The organism is Streptomyces sp. NPDC004609, from assembly GCF_042873655.1.
Taxonomy (GTDB): Bacteria; Actinomycetota; Actinomycetes; order Streptomycetales; family Streptomycetaceae; genus Streptomyces.
The window spans coordinates 1-23,628 of record NZ_JBIALS010000038.1; the positions used below are offsets into that span (position 1 = coordinate 1).

Annotated in this window: 18 protein-coding genes and 2 pseudogenes; 12 read left to right on the forward strand and 8 right to left on the reverse strand. The window is 71.7% G+C overall.

The window, feature by feature from the left end; all coding sequences use genetic code 11:
* Positions 1–166 precede the first annotated feature (166 nt).
* The 5 genes from ACFYT4_RS29480 to ACFYT4_RS29500 all read left to right on the forward strand — a co-directional run bounded on the left by ACFYT4_RS29480 (position 167) and on the right by ACFYT4_RS29500 (position 7,463).
* Positions 167–1,144 (forward strand): carbohydrate ABC transporter permease, encoded by a 978-nt coding sequence (locus ACFYT4_RS29480; protein ID WP_389275581.1) that lies wholly within the window; start codon positions 167–169, stop codon positions 1,142–1,144.
* Positions 1,144–1,974, forward strand: a complete 831-nt coding sequence (locus ACFYT4_RS29485) for a carbohydrate ABC transporter permease (RefSeq protein ID WP_389275584.1) — start codon at positions 1,144–1,146, stop codon at positions 1,972–1,974. Before ACFYT4_RS29480 ends, ACFYT4_RS29485 begins: the two co-directional genes overlap by 1 nt.
* A 5-nt stretch (positions 1,975–1,979) precedes the next feature.
* The gene (locus ACFYT4_RS29490; RefSeq protein ID WP_389275586.1) at positions 1,980–3,605 is read left to right on the forward strand and encodes a glycoside hydrolase family 3 protein; all 1,626 of its coding nucleotides are present in this window, start codon (positions 1,980–1,982) and stop codon (positions 3,603–3,605) included.
* 97 nt (positions 3,606–3,702) lie between these two features.
* Positions 3,703–4,773, forward strand: coding sequence for an SIS domain-containing protein (locus ACFYT4_RS29495; protein ID WP_389275589.1), 1,071 nt, complete (start codon positions 3,703–3,705; stop codon positions 4,771–4,773).
* A gap of 1,217 nt (positions 4,774–5,990) precedes the next feature.
* Entirely contained in the window at positions 5,991–7,463 is a 1,473-nt protein-coding gene (locus ACFYT4_RS29500) for a histidine kinase N-terminal domain-containing protein (RefSeq protein ID WP_389275727.1), read from the forward strand.
* 179 nt (positions 7,464–7,642) lie between these two features.
* On the opposite strand, the gene ACFYT4_RS29505 is transcribed toward ACFYT4_RS29500, so the two are convergent.
* Together ACFYT4_RS29505 and ACFYT4_RS29510 are read right to left on the reverse strand one after the other, a co-directional pair.
* Positions 7,643–7,900, reverse strand: a complete 258-nt coding sequence (locus ACFYT4_RS29505; RefSeq protein ID WP_003953983.1) for a WhiB family transcriptional regulator — start codon at positions 7,898–7,900, stop codon at positions 7,643–7,645.
* 317 nt (positions 7,901–8,217) lie between these two features.
* The gene (locus ACFYT4_RS29510; RefSeq protein WP_389275591.1) at positions 8,218–9,186 is read right to left on the reverse strand and encodes a diacylglycerol/lipid kinase family protein; all 969 of its coding nucleotides are present in this window, start codon (positions 9,184–9,186) and stop codon (positions 8,218–8,220) included.
* A 396-nt stretch (positions 9,187–9,582) separates the two neighbouring features.
* On the opposite strand from ACFYT4_RS29510, the pseudogene ACFYT4_RS29515 reads away from it, so the two are divergent.
* Both ACFYT4_RS29515 and ACFYT4_RS29520 read left to right on the forward strand, forming a co-directional pair.
* A pseudogene (locus tag ACFYT4_RS29515) lies at positions 9,583–9,732 on the forward strand (IS110 family transposase); the annotation flags it as partial.
* Between the two features lie 164 nt (positions 9,733–9,896).
* Positions 9,897–10,313, forward strand: a complete 417-nt coding sequence (locus ACFYT4_RS29520; protein ID WP_389275594.1) for a hypothetical protein — start codon at positions 9,897–9,899, stop codon at positions 10,311–10,313.
* Positions 10,314–10,553: 240 nt separating this feature from the next.
* Here the strand turns inward: ACFYT4_RS29520 and ACFYT4_RS29525 are convergent, their stop codons facing one another.
* The 3 genes from ACFYT4_RS29525 to ACFYT4_RS29535 all read right to left on the reverse strand — a co-directional run bounded on the left by ACFYT4_RS29525 (position 10,554) and on the right by ACFYT4_RS29535 (position 12,493).
* Complete coding sequence (locus tag ACFYT4_RS29525; RefSeq protein ID WP_389275597.1) at positions 10,554–11,561, reverse strand: RNA polymerase sigma factor SigF; 1,008 nt, start codon at positions 11,559–11,561, stop codon at positions 10,554–10,556.
* Positions 11,558–11,971: an anti-sigma regulatory factor gene (locus tag ACFYT4_RS29530; RefSeq protein WP_323371270.1), complete on the reverse strand. Its 414-nt coding sequence runs from the start codon at positions 11,969–11,971 to the stop codon at positions 11,558–11,560. Before ACFYT4_RS29530 ends, ACFYT4_RS29525 begins: the two co-directional genes overlap by 4 nt.
* 261 nt (positions 11,972–12,232) lie before the next feature.
* The gene (locus ACFYT4_RS29535) at positions 12,233–12,493 is read right to left on the reverse strand and encodes a UBP-type zinc finger domain-containing protein (RefSeq protein WP_389275600.1); all 261 of its coding nucleotides are present in this window, start codon (positions 12,491–12,493) and stop codon (positions 12,233–12,235) included.
* A 171-nt stretch (positions 12,494–12,664) separates the two neighbouring features.
* On the opposite strand from ACFYT4_RS29535, the gene ACFYT4_RS29540 reads away from it, so the two are divergent.
* Positions 12,665–14,272, forward strand: coding sequence for a Na+/H+ antiporter (locus tag ACFYT4_RS29540; RefSeq protein WP_389275603.1), 1,608 nt, complete (start codon positions 12,665–12,667; stop codon positions 14,270–14,272).
* Here the strand turns inward: ACFYT4_RS29540 and ACFYT4_RS29545 are convergent.
* Both ACFYT4_RS29545 and ACFYT4_RS29550 read right to left on the reverse strand, forming a co-directional pair.
* Positions 14,242–15,306, reverse strand: a complete 1,065-nt coding sequence (locus ACFYT4_RS29545) for a 1-aminocyclopropane-1-carboxylate deaminase/D-cysteine desulfhydrase (RefSeq protein WP_389275605.1) — start codon at positions 15,304–15,306, stop codon at positions 14,242–14,244. The two genes, ACFYT4_RS29540 and ACFYT4_RS29545, sit on opposite strands and share 31 nt — an antisense overlap.
* Before the next feature lie 90 nt (positions 15,307–15,396).
* A pseudogene (locus ACFYT4_RS29550) lies at positions 15,397–15,984 on the reverse strand (N-acetylmuramoyl-L-alanine amidase).
* A gap of 290 nt (positions 15,985–16,274) precedes the next feature.
* Between ACFYT4_RS29550 and ACFYT4_RS29555 the strand changes: the two are divergent.
* From ACFYT4_RS29555 to ACFYT4_RS29565, 3 genes are all read left to right on the forward strand, one after another.
* Entirely contained in the window at positions 16,275–17,699 is a 1,425-nt protein-coding gene (locus ACFYT4_RS29555) for a family 2B encapsulin nanocompartment shell protein (RefSeq protein ID WP_389275608.1), read from the forward strand.
* A gap of 989 nt (positions 17,700–18,688) precedes the next feature.
* Entirely contained in the window at positions 18,689–19,720 is a 1,032-nt protein-coding gene (locus tag ACFYT4_RS29560; protein WP_389275730.1) for a family 2 encapsulin nanocompartment cargo protein polyprenyl transferase, read from the forward strand.
* Between the two features lie 694 nt (positions 19,721–20,414).
* Positions 20,415–20,855 (forward strand): DUF6304 family protein, encoded by a 441-nt coding sequence (locus ACFYT4_RS29565; RefSeq protein WP_389275611.1) that lies wholly within the window; start codon positions 20,415–20,417, stop codon positions 20,853–20,855.
* A gap of 484 nt (positions 20,856–21,339) precedes the next feature.
* Here ACFYT4_RS29565 and snpA read toward each other — a convergent pair whose 3' ends face one another.
* On the reverse strand, positions 21,340–22,002 hold the full coding sequence (snpA, locus tag ACFYT4_RS29570) for a snapalysin (RefSeq protein ID WP_389275614.1): 663 nt from the start codon (positions 22,000–22,002) through the stop codon (positions 21,340–21,342).
* 254 nt (positions 22,003–22,256) lie between these two features.
* Here snpA and ACFYT4_RS29575 point away from each other — a divergent pair, with 254 nt between their 5' ends.
* Positions 22,257–23,216 (forward strand): LysR family transcriptional regulator, encoded by a 960-nt coding sequence (locus tag ACFYT4_RS29575; RefSeq protein ID WP_389275617.1) that lies wholly within the window; start codon positions 22,257–22,259, stop codon positions 23,214–23,216.
* Positions 23,217–23,628: the final 412 nt, after the last annotated feature.

A 23,628-nucleotide genomic window follows, 5' to 3' on the forward strand; every position in this document is an offset into this window, starting at 1 on the left:
ATATAAACACAACAAAAAAAAAAACAAAAAAAAACACACCCCCCCGCCCGCGGCCGGCCCCCCCCCCGCCCCGCGCGCCGGGGCCGCGCGCCCCCCCCCCCCCCCCCCCCCCCCCCCCCCCCCCCCCCGACTGCGTTTCCCCAGCGCCTAGGAAGAGATGGCGAGCATGACCGTGCAGACCGAACGGCCGCCTGCCGGCCCGACGGAGGTACACCTCCCCCCCACGAAGGGCAAGGGCAAGCACTCAGCGTCCCGTAAGCCGGGCGCCCTCGCGCCCTATCTGCTCTTGCTTCCCGCTGTTGCCGCCACCCTGATCTTCCTGGGCTGGCCACTGATCAACAACGGGATACTGTCGTTCCAGAACCTCAATATGAGACAGCTGATCCAGCATCTCACCGAGTGGAACGGGATCGACAACTACAAGGACGTCCTCAGCGGTTCCGAATTCTGGCGGGTCACCGGACGCTCCATCCTGTTCACCGCGGCCAATGTCGTGGCGATCATGATCATCGGCACCCTGGTCGGTCTGCTCCTCGCCCGGCTCGGCAAGAAGATGCGCGTCACCCTGCTGGTCGCGCTCGTCCTCGCCTGGGCCATGCCGGTCGTCGCCGCCACCACGGTCTACCAGTGGCTGTTCGCCCAGCGGTTCGGCGTCGTGAACTGGGTCCTGGCCAAAATCGGCTTCGACTCGATGTCCGACTACAACTGGATGGGCACCCAGTACTCCACGTTCTTCGTGGTCCTCGTCCTGATCGTCTGGCAGTCGATCCCGTTCGTCGCGCTCAACCTGTACGCGGCGACCACCACGATCCCCAAGGAGCTGTACGAGGCCGCCGCGCTCGACGGCGCCGGAGGATGGCGGAGCTTCACCTCGGTCACCCTGCCGTTCCTGCGGCCGTTCCTCTACGCGACGACGTTCCTGGAGATCATCTGGGTCTTCAAGGCGTTCGTCCAGGTCTTCACCATCAACGGCGGCGGGCCCGACCGCCTCACGGAGATCCTGCCGGTGTACGCCTACATCGAGGGCATCGGCAACCAGCACTACGGCATGGGCTCCGCCATCGCCATGCTCACCATCCTGGTCATGCTCGTCCTGACCGCGTACTACCTCCGGATCGTTCTCAAGCAAGAGGAGGACGAGTGATGAATCGTTCCCTGTTCGGCCGCATCTGGCCCAACGCGATCGCCATCCTGCTCTCCGTCGCCTTTGTCTTCCCGGTGTACTGGATGTTCGCGACCGCCTTCAAGCGGACCACGGACATCGTCGCGGACACCCCCGTCTGGTTCCCCACAAACCCGACGCTCCAGCACTTCGAGACGGCGGTCTCGGCCGACAACTTCTGGACCTTCGTCCGCAATTCCTTCACCGTCACCATCCTCGCGGTGGTCTTCTCACTGATCATCGCGCTGGCGGCGTCCTTCGCCCTCGCCCGTATGCGGTTCAAGGGCCGGCGAGGCTTCATCATCGGCTTCATGGTCGCCCAGATGGCGCCCTGGGAAGTCATGGTCATCGCGATCTACTTCATCGTGCGTGACGCCGACATGCTCAACAGCCTGGTGCCGCTGACCCTCTTCTACATGGTCATGATCCTCCCCTTCACCCTTCTGACCCTGCGCGGCTTCGTCGCCGGGGTGCCGAAGGAACTGGAGGAATCGGCCATGGTCGACGGGTGCACCCGCAGGCAGGCGTTCGTCAAGGTGATCCTGCCGCTCCTCGCGCCGGGACTCATGGCCACCTCGATGTTCGGCTTCATCACCGCCTGGAACGAGTTCCCGATGGTGCTGGTGCTGAACAAGCAGGTGGAATACCAGACTCTTCCGCTCTGGCTCTCCGGCTTCCAGACGACGTTCGGCAACGACTGGGGCGCCACGATGGCCGCGTCCACTCTCTTCGCCATCCCGATCCTGATCCTCTTCGTCTTCCTGCAGCGCAGGGCGGTCAGCGGTCTCACGGACGGCGCGGTGAAGGGGTAATCGCAGTGACTTCTCTGACCAGTGGCCTCCGCGCCACCGACCAGCTCAGCCGGGACGCGCTCGCCGTCCTCCAGCCGGGCTTCCCCGGCACCACGGCGCCCGAGTGGCTGCTCCGGCTGATCGGCGAAGGACTGTCCGGCGTCGGACTCTTCGGCCGCAACATCGCCGCCCCCGGGCAGCTGACCGCGCTCACCGCGCAGCTGCGGGCCGAGCGCGACGACATCCTCGTCGCCATCGACGAGGAGAGCGGGGACGTCACCCGGCTCGAAGTCCGCGACGGGTCCTCGTTCCCCGGCAACTACGCGCTCGGGATCGTCGACGACACGGACCTCACCCACGATGTCGCCCGCGAACTCGGCCGCAGGCTCGCCGCGTGCGGAGTCGACTTCAACTGGGCGCCGTCCGCGGACGTCAACTCCAACCCGGACAACCCGGTGATCGGCGTACGGTCCTTCGGCGCCGACGCCGCGCTCGCCGCCCGGCACACGGTCGCGTACGTCGAGGGGCTCCAGTCCTCCGGCGTCGCCGCCTGCATCAAGCACTTCCCCGGCCACGGCGACACCAACGTCGACTCCCACCACGCGATGCCCCGCATCGACGCGGACCTCGACACCCTGCACGCCCGTGAGCTGCTGCCCTTCCGCGAGGCCATCGCGGCCGGCAGCAAGGCCGTGATGAGCGCGCACATCCTGCTCCCGGCGCTCGACTCCGAACGCCCCGCGACCCTCAGCCCGCAGATCCTCACCGGACTGCTCCGGGAGGAACTGGGCTTCGGCGGACTCATCGTCACCGACGGCATGGAGATGCAGGCCATCTCCTCCGTGTACGGCATCGAGTGCGGCTCCGTCCTCGCGATCGCCGCGGGCGCCGACGCGATCTGCGTCGGCGGCGGGCTGTGCGACGAGGACACCGTGCTGCGGCTGCGCGACGCGCTGGTCCAGGCGGTGCGCGACGGCGATCTGCCCGAGGAGCGGCTCGCGGACGCGGCGGCGCGGGTACGGACCCTCGCCGACTGGACGCGGACCGCCCGGAGGGCGCTCGCGGAGCCGGGTGCGGAAACGCAGGAGGGGACCGCGCCCGGCGCCGGACACACCACCGGCACGGGCCGCGACAACCTCCGGGTCGATCTCGACTGGGCCGACCTCGCCGACATCGGGCTGGTCGCCGCGCGGCGCGCGATCCGGGTGACCCGGGGCGAGCAGCCCTTCGAGCCCGTCGCCGACGCGCCGTACGTCGCCGCGTTCGCGCCCGTCGCCAATATCGCCGTCGGCGACGAGACGCCCTGGGGTGTCGCGCCCGCCCTCGCCGAGATGCTGCCCGGCACCACCACCGGCACGTACACCGACTCCGGCACCGGCGAACCGGGGGAGACGGCGGCGCTGGTGGGGAACGTGCTGGGCAAGGCGGCAGACCGTAGGATCGTCGCAGTAGTACGCGATGTCCACCGCCACCCCTGGATGGCGGCCGCCCTGGACGCGCTGATCGCGGCCCGGCCGGACACGGTCGTCGTCGAGATGGGTGTCAACCGGGCCGAGCCGAAGGGCGCGCTGCACATCGCGACCCATGGCGCCGCCCGCGTCTGCGGACGGGCCGCCGCGGAGGTCATCACCGGCAAGGACGCCGGGGCCTGACCGACGCGGACAGTGCTGTGCCGGGGCGCGCCCCCGCGGGCCCCAGGGCCGCCGCGCGCCGCCCCGGCACACGGAACGCCATTTGGAGGCATCCAGCATGTCCGCCACGCATTCGGCCGAACAGAGCGAGCGTCCGGGCCGGATCATGTCCGGTGAAATGGCAGAACAGCCCGCGGTACTGCGGCGCATCCTGGAGCAGGGTGCGCCGCGCATCCGTTCCGTGGCGTCGGCGATCGCGGCCCGCGGCCCGCGCTTCGTCCTGCTCACCGCGCGGGGCACCTCCGACAACGCCGCCCTGTACGCGAAGTACCTGCTGGAGATCCGGCTGGGGCTGCCGTGCGGGCTCACCTCCATGTCCACGACCACGGCGTACGGGGCGCGGCCCGATCTGCGGGACGTCCTCGTGGTGACGGTCAGCCAGTCGGGCGGCTCGCCGGACCTGGTGGCGTCCACCCAGGCGGCGCGGGAGGCCGGCGCGATCACCCTCGCGGTGACCAACAACCCCGACTCACCGCTGGCGGCCGTCTCCGAGTTCCACATCGACGTCCTCGCCGGGCCGGAGAAGGCGCTGCCCGCGACCAAGACGTACACCGCGTCGCTGCTGGCGCTCTACCTCCTCGTCGAGGGCCTGCGGGGCGAGGACGGTTCCGCGGCGAAGGTCCTGCCCGATCTGGCGGCGCAGGTCCTCGGCCGCCAGAACGAGGTACGGCAGCTGGCGTCCCGCTACCGGTTCGCCGAGCGCATGGTGATCACCTCGCGGGGATACGGGTATCCCACGGCGAAGGAAGCGGCGCTCAAGCTCATGGAGACGAGCTACATTCCCGCGCTGTCCTACTCCGGGGCGGATCTGCTGCACGGGCCCCTGGCCATGGTCGACAACATCTCGCCCGTCATCGCGGTCGTCACCGACGGCAAGGGCGGTGAGGCGCTTCAGCCCGTCCTGGACCGGCTGCGGGGGCGCGGGGCGGATCTGGTCGTCATCGGGCCGGCGGCGCAGGTGGCGGGGGCGTCCGCGGGCTTCGTCCTGCCGACGGAGGGGGTGCCCGAGGAGCTTCAGCCGATCCTGGAGATCCTGCCGCTCCAGTTGCTCGCGTACGAGGTCACGATCGCGCGCGGCCAGGATCCGGATGCGCCGCGGGCGCTGGCGAAGGTCACGGAGACGCGCTGACCCTGCGGTGTGCCGTTTCCCGGGGGCGTAGGCGCCTTGGCGTGCCTGTTTCCCGTAGGGTGCGGGGCCCTTGGCGTGCGGTTTCCCCCGGGACGCGCGGGCCCTCTTGGCGTGCGGTCTGCAGGGTGCGGGGCCTCTTGGTGTGCCTGGTTGCCCGGGGCGCGGGCGCCTTGGCGTGCCGTTTTCGCAAGGTGCGGGGCCCTTGGCGTGACTGCCTCCGCAGGGCGCGGGCCCTTGCGGGGGCTCTGCCCCCGTCCCCCCGCGCCTCAATCGCCGGCGGGGCTCAATATGGCTGCCCGCGCCCCCAGCCCAACACCAGCCCGTCCACCGCGCGCAAGGAGCCACCCCAGTCCGTCCGGCGTATGCAAGGAGCCACCCCCGTCCGCCGGATGAGAGGAGCCGCGCCACCCTGCCCGGCGTTCGAGCCCCGGCCACCCCTGCCCGCCGCATGGGGGGAGCCACCCCACCCCGGCGTATGAGCCCGGGCCAATTCCAGCCCGTCCGGCGTTTGAGGACGGAGGGGGCGGTGGTGACCGGCCACGGGGCATGGGGCGCGGACCGGCTCGGTGGGCGGGATCAATTCCAGCCCGTCCGGCGTTTGAGGACGGAGGGCGTGGTGGTGACCGGCCACGGGGCATGGGGCCTGGGGCGCCGTACCGGCTCGGTGGGCGGGGCCAATTCCAGCCCGTCCGGCGTTTGAGGACGGAGGGCGTGGTGGTGACCGGCCACGGGGCATGGGGCCTGGGGCGCCGTACCGGCTCGGTGGGCGGGGCCAATTCCAGCCCGTCCGGCGTTTGAGGACGGAGGGGGCGGTGGTGACCGGTCACGGGGCAGGGGCAGGGGGCAGGGGGCGCGGACCGGCCCGGTGGGCGCATCGCGGGGCACCCGGGGCAGAAATACCCGCGGGCCGCGGCGCCTGACGGGACCCTCAACCCGTCCGGCACCGCAGCCCGGAGTGCTCCGGCCGGCAGGTGTGCGGGCCCGCGCGGCCGTGGGGGAGGACGCGGCGCAGTCAGGGCAGAGAGCGCCGGTTCCTCGTTCCACCCACCTGTGCGGGGAGGGTGGAAGCTCTTGACTCGTCATTATTGTGGACTAGACCATTCACCGATGTCCATGCATCTGCGGACCTCAGTTTGAACTCTCATTTTTCACCACGAGCCCCAACCGCACCAGACCTCACCGCCCTCCTCGCGGGTACGCTCGCAGATGTGCCCTCCATGAACGACCTCGTCCACCAGCACACCGCCCTCAGCGACTCCGATCTTGAGTGGCTCCATCTGCTGGTCTCGGAGTGGCAGCTGCTCTCCGATCTCTCCTTCGCCGATCTGGTCCTGTGGGTCCCCACGCGCGACGGCACCCGCTATGTCTCCGTCGCCCAGATGCGGCCCAACACCGGCCCGACGTCCTACCAGGACGACATGGTCGGCCATCTGGTGCCCCGGGGCCGCCGCCCGCTGCTCGACGCCGCGCTCGACGAGGGGCGGATCGTGCGTGAGGGCGACCCGGAGTGGCGCGAGGAGGTGCCCGTACGCGTCGAATCGATCCCCGTGCGCCGCGAGGGCCGGGTCCTCGGCGTCATCGCCCGTAACACCAATCTGCTGACCGTACGGACCCCTTCCCGGCTGGAGCTGACCTATCTCCAGTCCGCGTCCGACCTCGCGCAGATGATCGCCGCCGGTGCCTTCCCCTTCCCGGGGCAGCAGGTCGACATGGACGCCTCCCCGCGTGTCGGCGACGGGCTGATCCGGCTCGACGCGGAGGGGATCGTGCAGTACGCGAGCCCCAACGCCCTCTCCGCGTACCACCGCCTCGGGCTCGCGTCCGATCTCGTCGGGCACCACCTCGGCCAGGTCACCGCGGAACTCGCCCCCTCACGCGGCCCCGTGGACGAGGCCATGGTCAAGCTGGCCAGCGGCTACGCGCCCCGGGAGGCCGAGGTCGAGGGCAACGGCGGGGTCATCCAGCTGCGCGCCATCCCGCTCAAGCCCAAGGGTGCCCGGATCGGCTCCCTCGTACTCCTGCGGGACGTGACGGAACTCCGCCGCCGCGAGCGCGAATTGATCACCAAGGACGCCACCATTCGGGAGATCCACCACCGGGTGAAGAACAACCTCCAGACGGTCGCCGCGCTGCTGCGGCTCCAGTCGCGCCGGATGGACTCCGCACGCGGCCGGGAGGCGCTCAACGAGGCCGTGCGGCGGGTGGGTTCCATCGCGATCGTGCACGAGACGCTCTCGCAGAACCTCGACGAGCGGGTGGAGTTCGACGAGATCGCCGACCGGGTCATCGCGATGGTGGCGGAGATCTCACCCGGCAAGGTCGGCTGCCGCCGCACCGGCCGCTTCGGCATCCTCGACGCCGAGGTCGCCACCCCCCTCGCGATGGTGCTGACCGAGGTCCTCCAGAACGCCCTGGAGCACGCCTTCCCGGCCGGTGAACGCGGCGCGGTCGAGGTCTCGGCCGTCCGCGGCGACCAGCGCAAGCAGAGCCGGCTGCTGATCACCGTCCAGGACGACGGCAGGGGCCTGCCCGAGGGCTTCGACGCCCAGCGCACGGGCAATCTGGGCCTCCAGATCGTACGGACGCTGGTGGAGGGGGAGTTGGGCGGGACCTTCGACATGGTCCCCGCTCCCGCGCCGGGCCGCGGCACCCGTGTCGTCCTCGACATCCCGGTGCGCGCCGAGAAGTAGCCGGCCACCGGCCCACGGGCCGGCGGGTGGCCGGGCACAGCAGCGAGCCCCGGGACGTCTCCGTGACGTTCCGGGGCTCGAATGCTGTTGGGTCTACTGCTGCGCGGCTGCGGCTCGTGGCGGTGAGTGCGTACTCGCTGTACGCGCCGCCGGATGCCCCGGGCTCGTCGCGGTGGCGATCAGGCGCTGGCGTTACGCGCCCGGTTGCGAGCGGCGCGGCGCTTCATCGCGCGGCGCTCGTCCTCGCTGAGGCCACCCCAGACGCCGGAGTCCTGGCCGGACTCAAGCGCCCACTGCAGGCACTGCTCCATGACGGGGCAGCGACGGCAGACGGCCTTGGCTTCCTCGATCTGCAGCAGCGCAGGACCGGTGTTGCCGATGGGGAAGAAGAGCTCGGGGTCTTCCTCGCGGCAAACGGCGTTGTGACGCCAGTCCATGGCTGCTACCTCTCCTTGGTATTACGTGCGGTTGCTTGTGAATGTGAACGCTTTCACGAATCCCCCCACAAGGGAAGGGCCGACAGCCAAGCACGCTGGCGTGGTCCTGGGTTCGAGGAGGGGTTCCGGCGGTCTGTGGGGCCGTGTTCTGCGGGCCGTCCCGATCGCCATGAAGAGACTCGCAAACCTCGGCGACGGATACAACCCCTTCCGGAAACTTTTTTTTGATTCCTCGGTGTCGACTAGGTCACAGCCGTACTTCCATGGGGTGGATGCCAGTCCGTACGTTCGAGATAAAGGTCTTTCGACCCTTCTACTCACACAATCACACGCAGTGCACGGTGTACGCCTGTGAACGTCACGCTCGTGCGCAGTCCGAGGTGGTCACCATCCATCTGAAAGGGGAGCGGGACCTTTGAATTCAAGGTGAAGTCCGTCATGTCATGGAGCGTGACCGCGTGCTTGCCGTGAGGCCCGCGTTCCGGACTCGACCGGAGCAGCTGGGTGGCGTAGCGGGTGACCGCGGACGTCGACAGCCGGGAGAGTCCGAGCACGTCGAGACCGGTGTCGAAGGACGCCTTCGGCGAGACGTAGATCGGGCGATTGCCCAGGTAGGTCCAGGGCGAGGTGTTCGCCACTATCGACACCACGAGATCACCGATCGGGTCGGCACCGGGGCGCTCCAGGGTGATCGTGCCGCGCCGGCGGTGGGGATAGTCCATGAACTGGCGGACCACCTGGCGTACATAAAGAGGATGCGTCGAACGCTTTCCGAGTTCCCGCTGCTGTTCGACCCGGCCGATCACACTCGCGTCGAAGCCGTATCCCGCGCAGAAAGTGAACCAGCGCCCCGGAACTCCTTCGTCCGCCGTTCCCCCGGTGCCGGCGGCGAATCCCAGTCCGACCGTGCGTTCGCTCTGCTGACTCAGCGCGTCCAGAATCGCGCCGGTCGCCTCCACGGCGTCATTCGGCAGTCCGAGCGCGCGCGCGAAGACATTGGTGGAGCCGCCGGGGACGACCGCGAGACGGGGCAGCCGGTCGGGGTCGGGTCCGTGGTGGAGCAGTCCGTTGACGACCTCGTTGACGGTTCCGTCACCTCCGAGGGCGACGACCAGATCTATGTCCTCGCTCTCCGCGGCCCGCCGCGCGAGGTCCCGGCCGTGGCCGCGGTACTCCGTGGTCACGGCCTCCAGCTTCATCTCGCTGGCGAGCGCGTGGATGAGTACATCGCGGGTGCGAGCACTGGTGGTGGTTGCTGCCGGGTTGACCACGAGGAGTGCGCGCATGGGGTGCAGCGTACCCAGGACCCGGCACCCGCCCCACCCCCAGGGTGCACGGCTCCGGACCGCCCGCCGGGGCCGTGGCCGCGCGCGCCGGCGGGCCGTGGGGTCCGGGCTCCGGCCCCTCCGCGGCTCCGGGCACGCCCAAGCCCAGCCGGCTCCTCCACGGCTCCCCGCAACCCCTGCGGCGCCTTCCGCGCGGACGCCGTGCCCGCCGCCGCGGGTCCGGGCTCCGGCCGTCCGTGCCGCCCCCGTGCGGGCCACCGACAGAGACCTCCGTCCCCGGCTCCTGCTCCCTGTCCCCGTCCTCGTCCCCGTCCCTGTCCCGGTTCGGGTTCGGGTCCGGGTCCGGGTTCGATCCACGGTGCCGGTCGCGGCCGGTGCATCCGTTGCCGCACCCGTGCCTGCCGCACCTACTACGACACATGCCGGGCCCGGGGGAAGACCCACACACAGGCCCTCCTCCGACTGGCCCGACAGCGCATCAGCGTGCTGTTCGCGATGCTCCGCGACGGCACCTTCTACGAAGCCAGAACCCCGCGCCTCGCTTGACGAAAGACAGAGAGGCACCCCCGACCGGCTCCACGAGCGGTCCCCTGCGGACTCCGCAGGCCCCGGCCGCCCGTGTGCCGCCGCTCCCCGCCGCCGCACGGGCCGGCTCCCGGGCCCCGGGACCGGCGCCGCCCCCGGGGGGTCCCGGCGGCTACCCTGCTGGGGTGAGTACTGACCAGACCCCCCGCCCTGCCCGCCTGGCCGCCGCGGCGGCGGTGTCCGGCCTGGAGGGCCTGGCACTGGTCGCCTACGGCGTGTACATGCTGGTGATGGGCCTGCTGGGCAGGCCGGACAGTCCGTCGCAGGCGGAGATGGGCGGAGTCACCCTCATCGCCCTCGGTGTGCTGCCCCTGGCCGCCGCGCGCGGTCTGCTCCGCCGCCGCAGCTGGAGCCGGGGTCCCGCCCTCATCACCCATCTGATCGCCCTGATCCCGGCCTGGACCCTGCTGCGCTCGTCCGGCGCGATGATCCCGCTCGGGATCGTCGTGGCGGTGGTCGCCGTGACGGGCCTGGTGCTCCTGGTGAACCCGACGACCACCGAGGCCCTCGGCATCCGCGGCGCCGGCCCTCGCGACGTGTAGGTCCTCCCGCCCGGTTCCCGCCGGGCTGCCCGGACCCTGACGGGGTCGCGCGCCCTGGTGCCGCGCCTCTCCCCGTAGCCTTCCGGGCACGGGTGAGGGTCCCGGCGTCGGCGACGACGACGCCGTGGCCTCCCGGTGGTGCCAGGGGGAGGACCCCCGGCACCGGACCCCGCGCCCTCACCCGGTCCGATCCCAGCGGAAGGCCCCGGCCCGGTAGGGCATGCGAGGCCCGGCCCGCTCCTACTCCTCGACGAGCAGCTTCTCGCGCAGCTGGGCGAGGGTCCGCGCCAGCAGACGGGAGACGTGCATCTGCGAGATGCCGACCTCCTGCGCGATCTGCGACTGGGTCATGTTGCCGAAGAACCTCAGCAGGAGGATGCGCTTCTCCCGGGGCGGCAGGTCCTCCAGCAGAGGCTTGAGGGACTCGCGGTACTCGACCCCTTCCAGCGCCTCGTCCTCCGCGCCCAGCGTGTCCGCGACCGCGGGGGACTCGTCGTCGGTGTCGGGGACGTCCAGGGAGAGAGTGGAGTACGCGTTCGCGGACTCCAGGCCCTCCAGGACCTCCTCCTCCGAGATGCCGAGCCGCTCGGCCAGCTCATGGACCGTGGGGGAGCGCCCGTGCTGCTGGGACAGCTCCGCCGTCGCCGTCGTCAGCGCGAGCCGCAGCTCCTGGAGCCTGCGCGGCACCCGTACCGCCCAGCCCTTGTCACGGAAGTGGCGCTTGATCTCGCCCACGACCGTCGGAGTCGCGTACGTCGAGAACTCGACCCCGCGGTCCGGATCGAACCGGTCCACCGACTTGATCAGACCGATCGTCGCGACCTGCGTCAGATCGTCGAGCGGCTCCCCGCGGTTGCGGAACCGTCTCGCCAGATGCTCGACCAGCGGCAGATGCATCCGTACCAGCTGATTGCGCAGCTCCGCCTTCTCCGCCGACCCGTCCGGCAGCGCGCGCAGCTCGATGAACATCGCGCGCGCCCCGCTGCGGTCGTGTGGGTCGTGCTGCTTCTGTTCCTGCACGTGCTCGCTCATGTGGGCCGCCTTCCCCCAGGGCTCCGCCTGGGCGGGGGTACCACCGGCAGTGCCGGGGGGCGTACCCCCAGCCTGCGCCTGCTCCGCCGCTGTCCGGCCGTCGAGTCCGTCCACCGGGTGCGGCCGGGCATGCTGCTCCGGGATGTCATGCACCGCGGGCGGCTCGTTCCGCACCGGACCGTCCTCGTTCCACACCGGACCGTCCCCGTCCCTCACGCCGGCCCGGGTCCCGCGCCGCGCTGCTTGTACAGGCTGATCGAGACCGTACGGTCGTCGGCGACCGACGAGTACACCTTGCCGGCCAGCGCGGAGAGCACCGTCCAGGCGAAGGTGTCGCGCTCGGGCGCCCGGCCGTCGGTCGTCGGGGCGGAGACCGTGACCTCCAGCGAGTCGTCGATGAGCCGGAAGACACAGCTGAGGACGGAACCGGGAACCGCCTGCTGAAGCAGGATCGCGCACGCCTCGTCCACGGCGATCCGAAGGTCCTCGATTTCGTCGAGGGTGAAGTCCAAGCGCGCTGCGAGACCGGCCGTGGCCGTACGCAGCACGGACAGATAGGCACCCGCAGCGGGCAGCCGGACTTCCACGAAGTCCTGGGTCCCGGGCTCGCCAGCGATCTGGGACACCCTCACCTCCAAGGTGACACAAGCTCTTTCGGGGCCACGGGGGAAAGGCCCGGGGCCGTCGGTACGCAGTCTGTGCGTAGCCGGTACTTGCCCGGCGACGCTATCGCGATCCATGGTGCCCTGTCGCAGAGACCCCGATGGTCACTGTCACTCATGGTAGGCATATGAGTACACACAGTGGCTAGAGGTCTGCCGGTCCCAATTGAGCGGAAGCGATGGAGGGTTGACGTACCCACGCCTACGACGATCAATCCCCGTGTTTCAGACGAGCGAACCGTCCACGAAACACCACCGCCAGTTCTCCCCCGGCTCAAGACTCCGCATCACCGGATGGCCCGTTTCGGCGAAGTGCGCGGTGGCGTGCCGGAGCGGCGACGAGTCGCAGCAGCCGACCTGGCCGCAGACCAGGCAGAGTCGCAGATGGACGGGTTGTGTGCCCGCGGTCAGGCACTCCGGACAGGTCGCCGACAGAGCCTCGGGCTCCGGGCGGGGCAGCGCTGCTGCGTGCGGACACTCGCTCATGATGGCCAGGTTACGGCGCCGGCGGCGGGCCTTCGCGGCAGGCACCCGTCGACGGCGCGACGACGACGGCGCGATGATGACGGCGCGATGATGACGGCGCGATGATGACGGGCGCGGCCACGGGCGTACGGACTCCCTGGCCGTACCGACACAGGGACATGAGGAGCGCGCATGGAGGCATTGCCACTGGTGGCGCTGGTCGCGGGCAGCGCCGCGATCGCCGGAGCCGCCCGCAGGACCCCCGTAGCGGCACCGCTGCTCCTGGTCGCCGCCGGGCTGATCGCCGGATATCTCCCCGGGGTGCCGGACTACACCCTCGATCCGCACATCGTGCTTCCGCTGGTGCTGCCGCCCCTGCTGCATCTGGCCGCGCTGGACAGTTCGTACCTCGATCTGCGGGCCAACATCAGACCCGTGGCACTGCTCTCCGTCGGCTATGTGCTCTTCGCCACGCTCGCGGTCGGCTACCTCGCCTATCTGCTCGTCCCCGACCTGCCGCTGACGGCCGCGCTGGTGCTCGGCGCCGTGATCGCGCCACCCGACGCCGTCGCCGCGACCGCCATCGCGCGAAAGCTCGGTCTGCCGAACCGGATCACCACGATCCTCCAGGGCGAGTCCCTGGTGAACGACGCGACCGCGATCACCGCGTACAAGGTCGCCGTCGCCGCGGCCGTCGGCGTGGGCGCGAGCTGGGCCGGGGGCATCGAGGAGTTCGCCGTCGCGGCGCTCGGGGGAGTGGCCGTCGGTCTGCTGCTGATGGTCCCCATCCACTGGCTGCGCACCCATCTGCGGGAGCCGCTCCTCCAGAACACGCTGTCGCTCCTCATCCCCTTCGTCGCCTATGCGGCGGCCGAGCAGGTGCACGCGTCCGGCGTGCTCGCCGTGGTCGTCGTGGCGCTCTATCTCGGCCACCGCTCCTGGCAGGTCGACTTCGCGACCCGGCTCCAGGAGGCCGCGGTGTGGAAGATGGTCGCGTTCGTCCTGGAGTCCTCGGTCTTCGCGCTGATCGGGCTCCAGCTCCCGTATGTACTGGACGGGCTCGGCGACTACGGGATCGGCGCGTCCCTGGGCTACGCGGTCGGGATCTTCGTCTTCGTGGTGGTGGCGCGGTTCGTCTGGGTCTTTCCGGCCACCTTTGTGCCGCGCAGGCTGTCGCGGCGGATCAGGGAGCGGGAGCCGGGCGTCGACTGGAGGGCCCCGGTGATCGTCGGGTGGGCCGGGATGCGCGGGGTGGTGTCCCTGGCGATCGCGTTCTCCATCCCCGTGGTGACCTCCGCCGGGGATCCGTTCCCCGCGCGGAATCTGGTGCTGTTCCTGACCTTCACCACCGTCATCGGCACCCTGGTCGTCCAGGGGCTCACCCTGCCGGCGCTGATCCGCGCGCTGAAACTGCCGCAGCGCGACACGTACGCCGAGACCCTGGCCGAGGCGCAGGCCCAGAGCGACGCGTCCCAGGCGGCCGAGCGGCGGCTCGACGAACTCCTCGCGCACGAGCGCAACACCCTGCCGCCGCCGCTGGAGGAGCGGCTGAGAACGGTCATGGAACGGCGGCGGAACTCCGTGTGGGAGCGGCTCGGAACCGTGAACGAGGAGACCGGCGAGTCGGCGGACGACACCTATCGGCGGCTGGCGCGGGAGGTCATCGGAACCGAGCGGGAGGTCTTCGTCCGGCTGCGCGACGAGCGCCGGATCGACGACGAGATGATGCGTACGCTGCTGCGTCGGCTGGATCTGGAGGAGGCGGCGGCCTATCGCGAGGAGGACGACGACGCGTCCTGACGGGGAAGCGGTTCCGCTCTCGATTCCGCTCGCGGGGCCGGGGCCGGGGCCGGGGTCGGGGTCGGGGCCGGCGGGCGGGCGCCTTCGGCCGTGGACCGCGCGCCGTCCGGGGCCCTCTCGGACGGCGCGGGCCGGCCCGTGACCACGGCGGCGACCGTGGTGCCGGGCGCGAACGTGCCCTCGGAGGCGAGAACGGTCAGTCCGTACAGCATTTTGGCCACATACAGCCGCTCCACGGGCAGATGGTGACGCTCTTCGAACTCATCGGCGAACAGGTGCAGTTCAGGGGTGGTACGGGCGTATCCGCCGAAGTGGAAGCGCTCGTCGAGGGTCCAGTCGCCGGTCCGGCCGCCGAAGGTCTCGTGCTGGAGGCGTGCCGTGCCGTCGGCGAGGAAGCCGCCCCGCAGCACCGGGAACCCGATCGCGCGGCCACCGGGTGCGAGTCCGGCGGCCAGACCCGCGAGCGTTCCCCCCGTGCCGCAGGCGACCGCGACGGCGTCGGCGTGACCGCGCAGCTCGCGGCCGAGGCCGGCGCAGCCGCGGACGGCGAGGGTGTTGCTGCCCCCCTCGGGGACGACGAAGGTGTCGCCCGGTTCGCGCTCGGCCGTCGCGAGGATCCGGGCCAGCACGCCGGGGTCGTCCTTGGCGCGGTAGGTCGTACGGTCCACGAAGACCAGGCGCATGCCGTCGGCCGCGCACCGGGCGAGGGACGGGTTGAGCGGGCGCGAGGCCAGCTCGTCGCCGCGGACGACGCCGATCGTCGCCAGGCCCAGCAGGCGTCCGGCGGCGGCCGTCGCCCGCAGATGGTTGGAGTACGCGCCGCCGAAGGTCAGCACCGGGCGGCCGGCGGCGGCGCGCAGACTGGGCGCGAGTTTGCGCCACTTGTTGCCCGGCAGATCGGCGTGGATGAGATCGTCGCGCTTGAGCAGCAGACGTACGCCGTGGCGCGAGAAGCGCTCGTCCTCGACCGGCTGGAGCGGCGACGGCAGCCGGGGCCGCAGGGCGGCGGTGAGGTCGAGCGCTTCCGGGGACATGCCGCCATTGTGACTCCGTGACCGCGCGGGGACACTCGGCGGGGCGCCCGGTGGCCGCGCGGGGCCGGCGGCGCGCGGCGGCGGGGGCGGTTACTTCAGGCGCTCGTGGATGCGCTTGCGCATCGAGTTCATGGTGAAACCCCTGGGGTCGGGCTTTCCGGGCCGCCATTCGAGGTGGCCGATGACGGAGCGCGAGGACCAGCCGTGGACCCGGCAGACCGCGGCGGCGGCCTTCGCGATGGCTTCGAGCTGGACGGCCGGCCAGGGGTCCTCGCCGTCGCCGAGGTTCTCGCACTCGAAGCCGTAAGTAGCGGTTGCCGTCGGCGGTGCGCTCGTTGTCCGGGGGGAGGGCCTTCTCGGCGATGACGGCGCGCAGGACGTCGTCGTCGCCCGCTCCGGCGTGGTTGGCGCGGCCGTAGCCGACGAGATGCACGGTGCCGTCCTTGGCGATGACACCGTGGCAGAGCGGGCCGGGGAGGTCGGCGTGGCCGTCGCGGCAGAGTGCGACGGTGTGGGCCGTGCCCCTGGTGACGGTGTGGTGGATCATCACGCCGTGGACGGGGCCCAGGGGCCCTTGTGGTTGCGGTTGTGCGTGCGCCAGTCGCCGACCTGGACGACCTTCAGTCCCTCGGCGCGCAGCGCGTCGAGAAACCTGCTCGCGGACATGGGTGAGGACATGACCGGCTCCCTGTGGTGCGAGGAGATGAGGTACGGAATGTTCCTTAGCAGCGCTTTTACCCCAACTGCCTTACTGGAGAGGGTTGTTCGGGAAGTGTGCGATCCGATTCGGTCAGCTCCGGTCAAGCCTCCTGGCGGATTTCTCCATTCCGCGGGCTGTGCCCCGGCGGCGGCGAACTAGTCCCATCCATTTGTGTAATGGCGGGGGGACTCTGCGTGCTGGAAGGCTTTCTCTCGCAGGTCAGACCGGGGGTCGGCCTGCGATCAGACCATGATCGAGAGGGAGTCATATGTCGGTTGGTTCGGTCGGCTCTGTCGGCGACGAAGTCCGGGAGCAGCAGACGCCGAAGCAGCAGAGCCTCGGCACCGCAGCCGCGCGGAACCTCGCGACCACCACCAAGTCCGTCCCGCAGATGCAGGAGATCACCTCACGGTGGCTGCTGCGCATGCTGCCGTGGGTCCAGGTGCAGGGCGGCACCTACCGGGTGAACCGCCGCCTGACCTACTCCGTGGGCGACGGACGCGTCACCTTCGTGCAGACCGGCGACCGGGTCGCGGTCATCCCCGCGGAGCTGGGCGAGCTGCCCGCCCTGCGGGAGTTCGGCGACGAGAGCGTGCTCAACGAGCTGGCGAACCGCTGTGAGCAGCGGGAATTCGCCGCCGGCCAGGTGCTCGCCGACGCGGGCGCGGCCACGGACCGGGTCTTCCTGCTCGCCCACGGCCGGGTGGAACAGATCGGCACCGGGCCGTACGGCGACGAGGCCGTCCTCGGCGTCCTCGCCGACGGGGCGTATTTCGGCGAGCGGTCCCTCGTCGACGGGGACGCCTCGTGGGACTACACCGCGCGTGCCGCGACCGCGTGCACGGTCCTGGTGCTGACCAGGGACGACGTACGGAACCTCGCGGAGCGCGCCGACTCACTGCGGGCACATCTCGCCGGGCTGGCCGCCATCCCCCAGCAGCGGACGAACAAGTACGGCGAGGCGGCGATCGACCTGTCCGCCGGCCATGTCGGCGAGGCCGTCGTCCCCCACACCTTCGTGGACTACGAGGCAGCGCCGCGTGAGTACGAACTGAGCGTCGCCCAGACCGTGCTGAAGGTCCACAGCCGGGTCGCCGACCTCTACAACCAGCCCATGAACCAGACCGAGCAGCAGTTGCGGCTGACCGTCGAGGCGCTGCGCGAGCGCCAGGAGGACGAGCTGGTCAACAACCGCGAGTTCGGCCTTCTCGCCAACTGCGACTACGGGCAGCGCCTCCAGCCGCACGACGGCGTGCCCGGCCCCGACGACATGGACGAGCTGCTGTCCCGACGGCGCGGATCGAAGCTGTTCCTGGCCCACCCCAGGGCCATCGCCGCGTTCGGCCGCGAGTGCAACCGCCGCGGGCTCGTGCCGGAGAGCGTGGAGATCGGGGGCAGCCATGTGCCGGCATGGCGCGGGGTGCCGATCTTCCCGTGCAACAAGATCCCGATCACCGCGGCCAGGACCACCTCCATCATCTGTATGCGTACGGGCGAGGCCGAGCAGGGCGTCATCGGGCTCCAGCAGGCGGGTATCCCGGACGAGATCGAGCCCAGCCTGTCGGTGCGCTTCATGGGCATCGACGAGCAGGCGATCATCTCCTACCTGGTCACCGCGTACTACTCGGCCGCCGTCCTGGTCCCCGACGCGCTCGGAATCCTGGAGAACGTGGAGGTGAGCCGCTGGAACTGACCGCGCCCTGAGCGCCGGGGGCGTGCCGCCGTCACCCGCCCCCGGCCCGAGCCCTACCGTCCTGCCCTTGCCGGGCTCCGCCGCGCTGTGTTCCGCGATGGTGTGCCGCGCGGTGTTGGGGCCGAGCCCTGCTGTGCGGTGTCGGGTCGCACGGTGCGGGGCCGGGCCTTGCGGTGTGGTGCGCTGGGGTGCCGCGGAGTGGGGCTTGGCCTTGCGTGTGGTGGTGTGCCGGCGGTAGGTCCGGGGCCACGCCGGGCTCAGCCCCGCGGCTTCCGTACCGCGGTGTCCATGCCACCGGTCCGGGCTGTGCGTGCCTGCGCGCCGGACCGGGTCGCCGCCGGGGCCAGGTGCGCCCCGGGCCGTACCCGCCGTGGACCGCACCGCCGTGGACCGCGCCGACGCGGCCCGTGTGCCGTGGTGGAGCCCGGGTCGTGGCGGTCCGGGCTGCCGTCGGCCGTGCCGCGGTGGTGGTCCGTGCCCGTGCGGTACGGGCTCAGCCGTGGGCCGGGCCGTGCCGTGCCGTGCCGTGCCGTGCCTGTGCGGGGCGGCCCGCTGCCGCTGTCCGTGCCGCACCAGCTCCGGCGTACCCGTCTCGTCCCGTGCCGTGCCGGGCCGCCGGTGCGGCTCGCGCGGCTGTCCGTGCCCCGGCCCCGCCCCTTTCCTGTCCGTCCGCTCCCGTCTCCGTCCGTACCCGTCTCTGTTCCTGCCTCCGTATTCCTGCCTGTCCGTGCGTCCAGCGGTGCGGTTCCGGTGTCGCCGGTGTGCCTCATCGGCAGCCCAGGTCCCCGGGGGCCCGTACGGTCCGCCCCGCGCCCCCACGCGGGCGCAGGTGGTCCGGGCCCCCGGACCACCGTCCGGTTCGGCTTCCGATGCCGGCGCGTCCCGTCCGGCCCGTACATCCGTGAGTCCCCCGTCCGCCCCTTCCCGCGTCCACCCGGACCCGTCCCCCACCGTTGTCACCGCATCCGGAAAGGACCGCCCAGTTGACCATGTCGGAGGCCGTCGAGGGCCGTGAGGCCGTCGCCCTTCTCGAACGCACCCGTGAAGTCGTCGATCCCCGGCTCCGGGCCACCGTCGACTCCCTGCCCGGCTCCCTGCGCCGGGTCGCGAAGTACCACTTCGGCTGGGAGCACGCCGACGGTACCCCGGCCGCCGGCTCCGCCGGCAAGGCCATCCGGCCCGCGCTGGTGCTGGCCTCGGCAGGCGCGCTCGGCGGGGATCCGCAGCGGGCGGTCCGGGCCGCCACGGCGGTGGAGCTGGTGCACAACTTCACCCTGCTGCACGACGACGTCATCGACGAGGACCCCACCCGCAGACACCGCCCCACCGCCTGGACGGTCTTCGGCACCCCCGACGCCATCATCGTGGGCGACGCCCTCCAGGCCCTCGCGCTGAAACTGCTCGCGGAGGACCGGCATCCGGCGGCAGCGGCGGCGTCCGAGCGGCTCACGGCCTGTGTGATCGAGCTGTGCGCGGGCCAGCAGGCGGACTGCGCCTTCGAGGAGCGTGCCCCGGACGAGGTCTCCCTCGACGAGTGCCTGACCATGGCGACCGCCAAGACCGGGGCGCTGCTGGGCTGCGCCTGTGCCCTGGGGGCGCTGTACGCGGGCGCGGGAGAGGAGGAGACGGCCGCGATGGACGCGTTCGGCCGGGAGGCCGGGCTGGCGTTCCAGCTGATCGACGATCTCATCGGCATCTGGGGCGATCCGGGCCGTACCGGCAAGCCCGCCGGAGCGGATCTCGCCGCGCACAAGAAGTCGCTGCCCGTGGTGGCCGCTCTCACCTCCGGCACTCGGGCGGGCGCCGAACTGGCCGCGTTGTACCGCGGCCCGATGACGGGGGCGGCGGTCCTGCGGGCGGCCGAGGCGGTGGACCGGGCGGGCGGCCGTGACTGGGCCCAGCTCCAGGCGGCGGACCGGATGGCACGGGCCGTCCAGGAGCTGTCCCGGGCGGTTCCGGATCTGGGGGCGGCGGGGGATCTGCTGGCCCTGGCGGAGTTCGTCACCCGCCGCACCAGATGACTCGGCGGTACCGGATGTCACGGGGATCCCGTCGGGCGCAGCCGGACGGCCCCCTGGGCCACCGGTTCGACGGGCCGGGCCGTCACCGGGCTGTCCGGTCCGGCCGTATCGCCATATCCTGGAGTCATGGGCAGCGAAGGACGTCGGACCGTCCGCAGCCCGCAGGTCGAGTACAGATGCCCGGCGTGCGGACAGCCTGTCGGTACCGTCATCAAGCGACACAAGACTCTCGGGGCGTTCGTCCCCAGATGGGAGCCGGGCCCCTGCCGCAACGAGGAGTGCGCCGAGTACTCCGGGGAGCGGGACGGCCATCCGGAGGAGGAGCCCCGCGCGGCGGTCGCGACAAGTCCGGAACCGGGTTCCGGTACGGATTCCGGTACGGGCGCGGGTCCGGCCACGAGCTGAGTCCCCGGCGGTCCGGATCCCGGGCCGCCGTGAGCCGGTGAGCCGGTTCGCGTGCGCCCCGACCGTCCGGCCCGAGAGCCCGCGGAGTCCCGTGGTTCGTGTGCGCGGGGGCCTGTTGTGCCTTCCCGGTTTCCGGGGTTCCGGGGGCCTTGTGCAAGGGGTGACGCGGTCGTGCGACCGGGTGGCCCGGCAGGCCCGGAGGCTTCGCCGGGGGTCCGTCGTGCCGGTTTGCCCCGTTGCGGTATCCCGGATGTCCGACGGAGGCCGCCGTACCGCTACAGTCCGCGCCATGTCATCGGAGTCGACTGAAGTCTGGGCGGGCTGGTACCGCGATCGTCGTGGCGCGGAAGCGGTCACGATCGCGGCGTGTGGACGTCAACTGTGCACGCGTATCAGGGGTGTTGGGTACGAGGGGGCGGCCTTCGCCGCCCTGGAGGGCATCGGGGTCGAGGGAGTGCTCTCGTCCTGCGTACTGGAATGGGACATGCCGCTTCCCGTTCACGCGGACGGCTCGGTCCACCGGGCGACGCTGAGCTGTCTGCTGACCCTCGGCGAACCGCTGCCGGACGGCTCGCTCGATCGGGCGGACCTCAATCTGACCCTGCACTACCGCGGGGCCGCGTATGAGTCCGGAGTCGCCGGGGGAGACTTCGACGACGCGCTCGACCGGCTCCAGAAACAGCTGCCGTTCGGCGCCGAACTGGGAGTCCGTGCCCCGGTCGACGCCTGAGCGCGGCCATCGGATCCGTACACCGTCCCCGAACCGGAACACCAGACCTGTACCCGGCCGAGTCGCGCCGTCCGTTCCGTACGGTGGCCCGTCCGGGCAAAGCCCCGGGCGTACGGCTTCCGGAGCGCGCCGTCCGGGGCACGTGCCGTCCGAGGTGCGCGGCACCGCGCCGGACGGCGACACTCCTGCACCTCGGCGACCGGCGCGGACGGCCCGGCGCCGCAGCGACCCGCGCCGACACTCCGCCCGCAGCGCCCCGCGCCGGGCCGCCCGCGCGGGGTGAACCGCGGACAGCGAGGGGCGCCCCGCCGGTCGTGGCGGGACGCCCCTCGGGTCACGGGCGCCGCGTCCGTCCCTCACCCGGGGTCGCCGGGATCGCCGGAGCGCGGGTCCGTGGGCGGGCCGTCAGGGCTGCCCGGTGCGGCCCCTCCCAAGGCCGATGGCACCGGGACCTCGAACAGCGGCCCTCAGCGGCCGTACGGGCTCAGGAGGCGCGGGCGACCGCGGCGGCGAGCGCGTTGGCCCACAGGGCGTCGACCCGGGAGCGCTCCCGCGCGTTCGGGGTGTCGTTCCGGCAGGACGGCCCGGGGCCGCCGCCCGACATCAACTCGCTGCACGGTCCCCGGTAGTTGTCCGGCAGTCCGAGTACATGACCGGTCTCGTGGGAGGTGACGCGGTTCGAGTCGTACTGCTGGTTCTGCCGGTAGTCGAGGAAGATGTAGCCGCGTCCGCGCCCGTCGGTGCTGGCGTACGAGCCACGGGGATCGTTGCCCTCGCGGTAGGTGAAGTCGGCCCGGCTGCCCTCCTGGAGCCGGACGTTGGCGACCGAGTTGTTCCAGACCTGGGTGCTGCGGGCTATCTGGCCGCGGAAACTGGGGGCGCGCGAGGCGTTGTAGGTGACGGTGACCACCCGGGCGCCCGGGGCGGCGGCCCGTTTCGCGGCGACCGAGTCCAGGACGGCCTCGAAGAAGGCCCGGGTCGCCTTGGCGTCCTCGGCCGACCCTTCGTAGGCCGCGTAGGCGGAGTGGGTGGGCTGAGCGGCCGCCGCGGGGGAGTCGGCGGCCGAGGCGGTCGCGGGCACGGCACCGAGGGCGGCCGCGAGGCCGAGTCCCAGTGCCGCGGAGAGCAGGGTTGTGGGGTGGCGCATGGGGGGCTCCTTACTCGTCCGGTGAACGGTTCGGTACGGCCGATTTTCGGGGAGCCGCCCCGCTCGCGGATGATGCCAGCAGCCGATAGCACCGGCGCATCCCCCCGTGGTGCACCCGCATCTGACCGGTACTCGATTCCGCGTCCCTCGCCGCGCTCTTTCCCCGTGCCCTCGCCGAGGCCTGTCCGTGTCCGTCCTTTGTGCCCGAATCTGTGTGTCTGGTGTGGCAGTTGGTGCCGCCCTACTCTTCGGACATGGAGCTCGAGGTGAGGCACCTCCGCGCCCTGTGCGCCATCGCGGACACGGGCAGTCTGCACAAGGCCGCCCGCCGACTGGGCGTCAGTCAGCCGTCCCTGACCACCCAGTTGCGGCGTATCGAGCACGCGCTCGGCGCGGAACTCTTCACCCGGGAGCGCACCGGCTGCCGGCCGACCCCGGTGGGCCGTACCGTCCTCAGCCGTGCCCGGCCCCTGGTGGCCGAGATGAACGCCCTCGTCGCCGAGGCCAAGGCGTCCGCCGCGCGGGCGGGCGGCCCCCGGCTCCGTATCGGCTCCACGGCCAGCCGCGCGCTCCCCGGCTGGCTCGGCCGACTGCGCCGGCGGCTGCCCGGCACCGACATCTCCCTCCATATGGACGTCTCGGCCAACGCGCTGCTCAGAATGGTCGCGGCGGGCCAGCTCGATGTCGCCTTCGTGCACGAGGTGGAGGGCTGCCCGCTGACGCTGCCGGAAGGCCTGTCGGTTCGTGTCCTGGTGGAGCGCGAGCCCCAGTTCGTCTCCATGGCACGCGACCACCCGGCCGCCGCCGCGCCCGTCGTGGAACTGGCCGATCTGGCGGAGGACCGCTGGATCGTGGATCCCACGGTGGACGGCGAATGGGACGGGCTGCGCCGCGTACTGGGCGCGGCGGGGCTCGATCCGCCCGTACTGCACGGGGATTACCACACGGCGGCGGCCCTGATCGCCGTCGGTGAGGCGGTCGCGCCCTGTCAGCCCACTTCGGGACCGCGCGACGACATGGTGATCCGCCCGCTGCGCGGCGATCCCCTCGCCGTACGGCTGCTGCTGTTCTCACCGCCCGGTTCGCGGGAGCTGTACGCGACGGTGTACGCCGACCTGGAAGCGGCGTACCGCGATGTGGCGTCGGGTGCGGCGGCGTACCGGCAGTGGCTGGTGCGGCACAAGAGCCCGCTGCTGTCCGCGCCCGCGGCCTGAGAAGTCACCGGGCGTCCGCGGCCCGGGGCCGGGCGGTCCGTACCCCTGTCCCGATGGGGGCCCGGCACCCCGATCCGGGGTGCCGGTGGCGACGAGCGGATGCCGCGGGAGCCGGTGCACGAGTTCACGACCCGCGGCCCGGTCCACCGGCGCACCGTGAGACCACGCGGAAGGCGTCGTACGCCGACCACTACCGGCGCGGGCTGATCAAGCGGCTGGATGTGCTGGAGTCCGGCTCGTCCAACCACACCCACCGGCCCGTGATCGAGGCCGCCTGGTCCCGCCCGGCAGCCGGGACTCCGGGGCGGCGCCCCGGAGCCGGTGGGCCGGTCGCGGCGGCGGTGGGCCTCGTCCATCGGCGGACGCCCGGCAACTGCCCGATGAGGCGGGCACGTACCGAGAGAGGCCGACC

Excerpts from the sequence above, each read along its gene's own strand:
- ACFYT4_RS29480 (WP_389275581.1), top strand. The coding sequence starts at position 167 with ATGACCGTGCAGACCGAACGGCCGCCTGCCGGCCCGACGGAGGTACAC.
- ACFYT4_RS29485 (WP_389275584.1), top strand. The coding sequence starts at position 1,144 with ATGAATCGTTCCCTGTTCGGCCGCATCTGGCCCAACGCGATCGCCATC.
- ACFYT4_RS29495 (WP_389275589.1), top strand. The coding sequence starts at position 3,703 with ATGTCCGCCACGCATTCGGCCGAACAGAGCGAGCGTCCGGGCCGGATC.
- ACFYT4_RS29500 (WP_389275727.1), top strand. The coding sequence starts at position 5,991 with ATGAACGACCTCGTCCACCAGCACACCGCCCTCAGCGACTCCGATCTT.
- ACFYT4_RS29505 (WP_003953983.1), bottom strand. The coding sequence starts at position 7,900 with ATGGACTGGCGTCACAACGCCGTTTGCCGCGAGGAAGACCCCGAGCTC.
- ACFYT4_RS29510 (WP_389275591.1), bottom strand. The coding sequence starts at position 9,186 with ATGCGCGCACTCCTCGTGGTCAACCCGGCAGCAACCACCACCAGTGCT.
- ACFYT4_RS29535 (WP_389275600.1), bottom strand. The coding sequence starts at position 12,493 with ATGAGCGAGTGTCCGCACGCAGCAGCGCTGCCCCGCCCGGAGCCCGAG.
- ACFYT4_RS29540 (WP_389275603.1), top strand. The coding sequence starts at position 12,665 with ATGGAGGCATTGCCACTGGTGGCGCTGGTCGCGGGCAGCGCCGCGATC.
- ACFYT4_RS29545 (WP_389275605.1), bottom strand. The coding sequence starts at position 15,306 with ATGTCCCCGGAAGCGCTCGACCTCACCGCCGCCCTGCGGCCCCGGCTG.
- ACFYT4_RS29555 (WP_389275608.1), top strand. The coding sequence starts at position 16,275 with ATGTCGGTTGGTTCGGTCGGCTCTGTCGGCGACGAAGTCCGGGAGCAG.
- ACFYT4_RS29560 (WP_389275730.1), top strand. The coding sequence starts at position 18,689 with ATGTCGGAGGCCGTCGAGGGCCGTGAGGCCGTCGCCCTTCTCGAACGC.
- ACFYT4_RS29565 (WP_389275611.1), top strand. The coding sequence starts at position 20,415 with ATGTCATCGGAGTCGACTGAAGTCTGGGCGGGCTGGTACCGCGATCGT.
- snpA (WP_389275614.1), bottom strand. The coding sequence starts at position 22,002 with ATGCGCCACCCCACAACCCTGCTCTCCGCGGCACTGGGACTCGGCCTC.
- ACFYT4_RS29575 (WP_389275617.1), top strand. The coding sequence starts at position 22,257 with ATGGAGCTCGAGGTGAGGCACCTCCGCGCCCTGTGCGCCATCGCGGAC.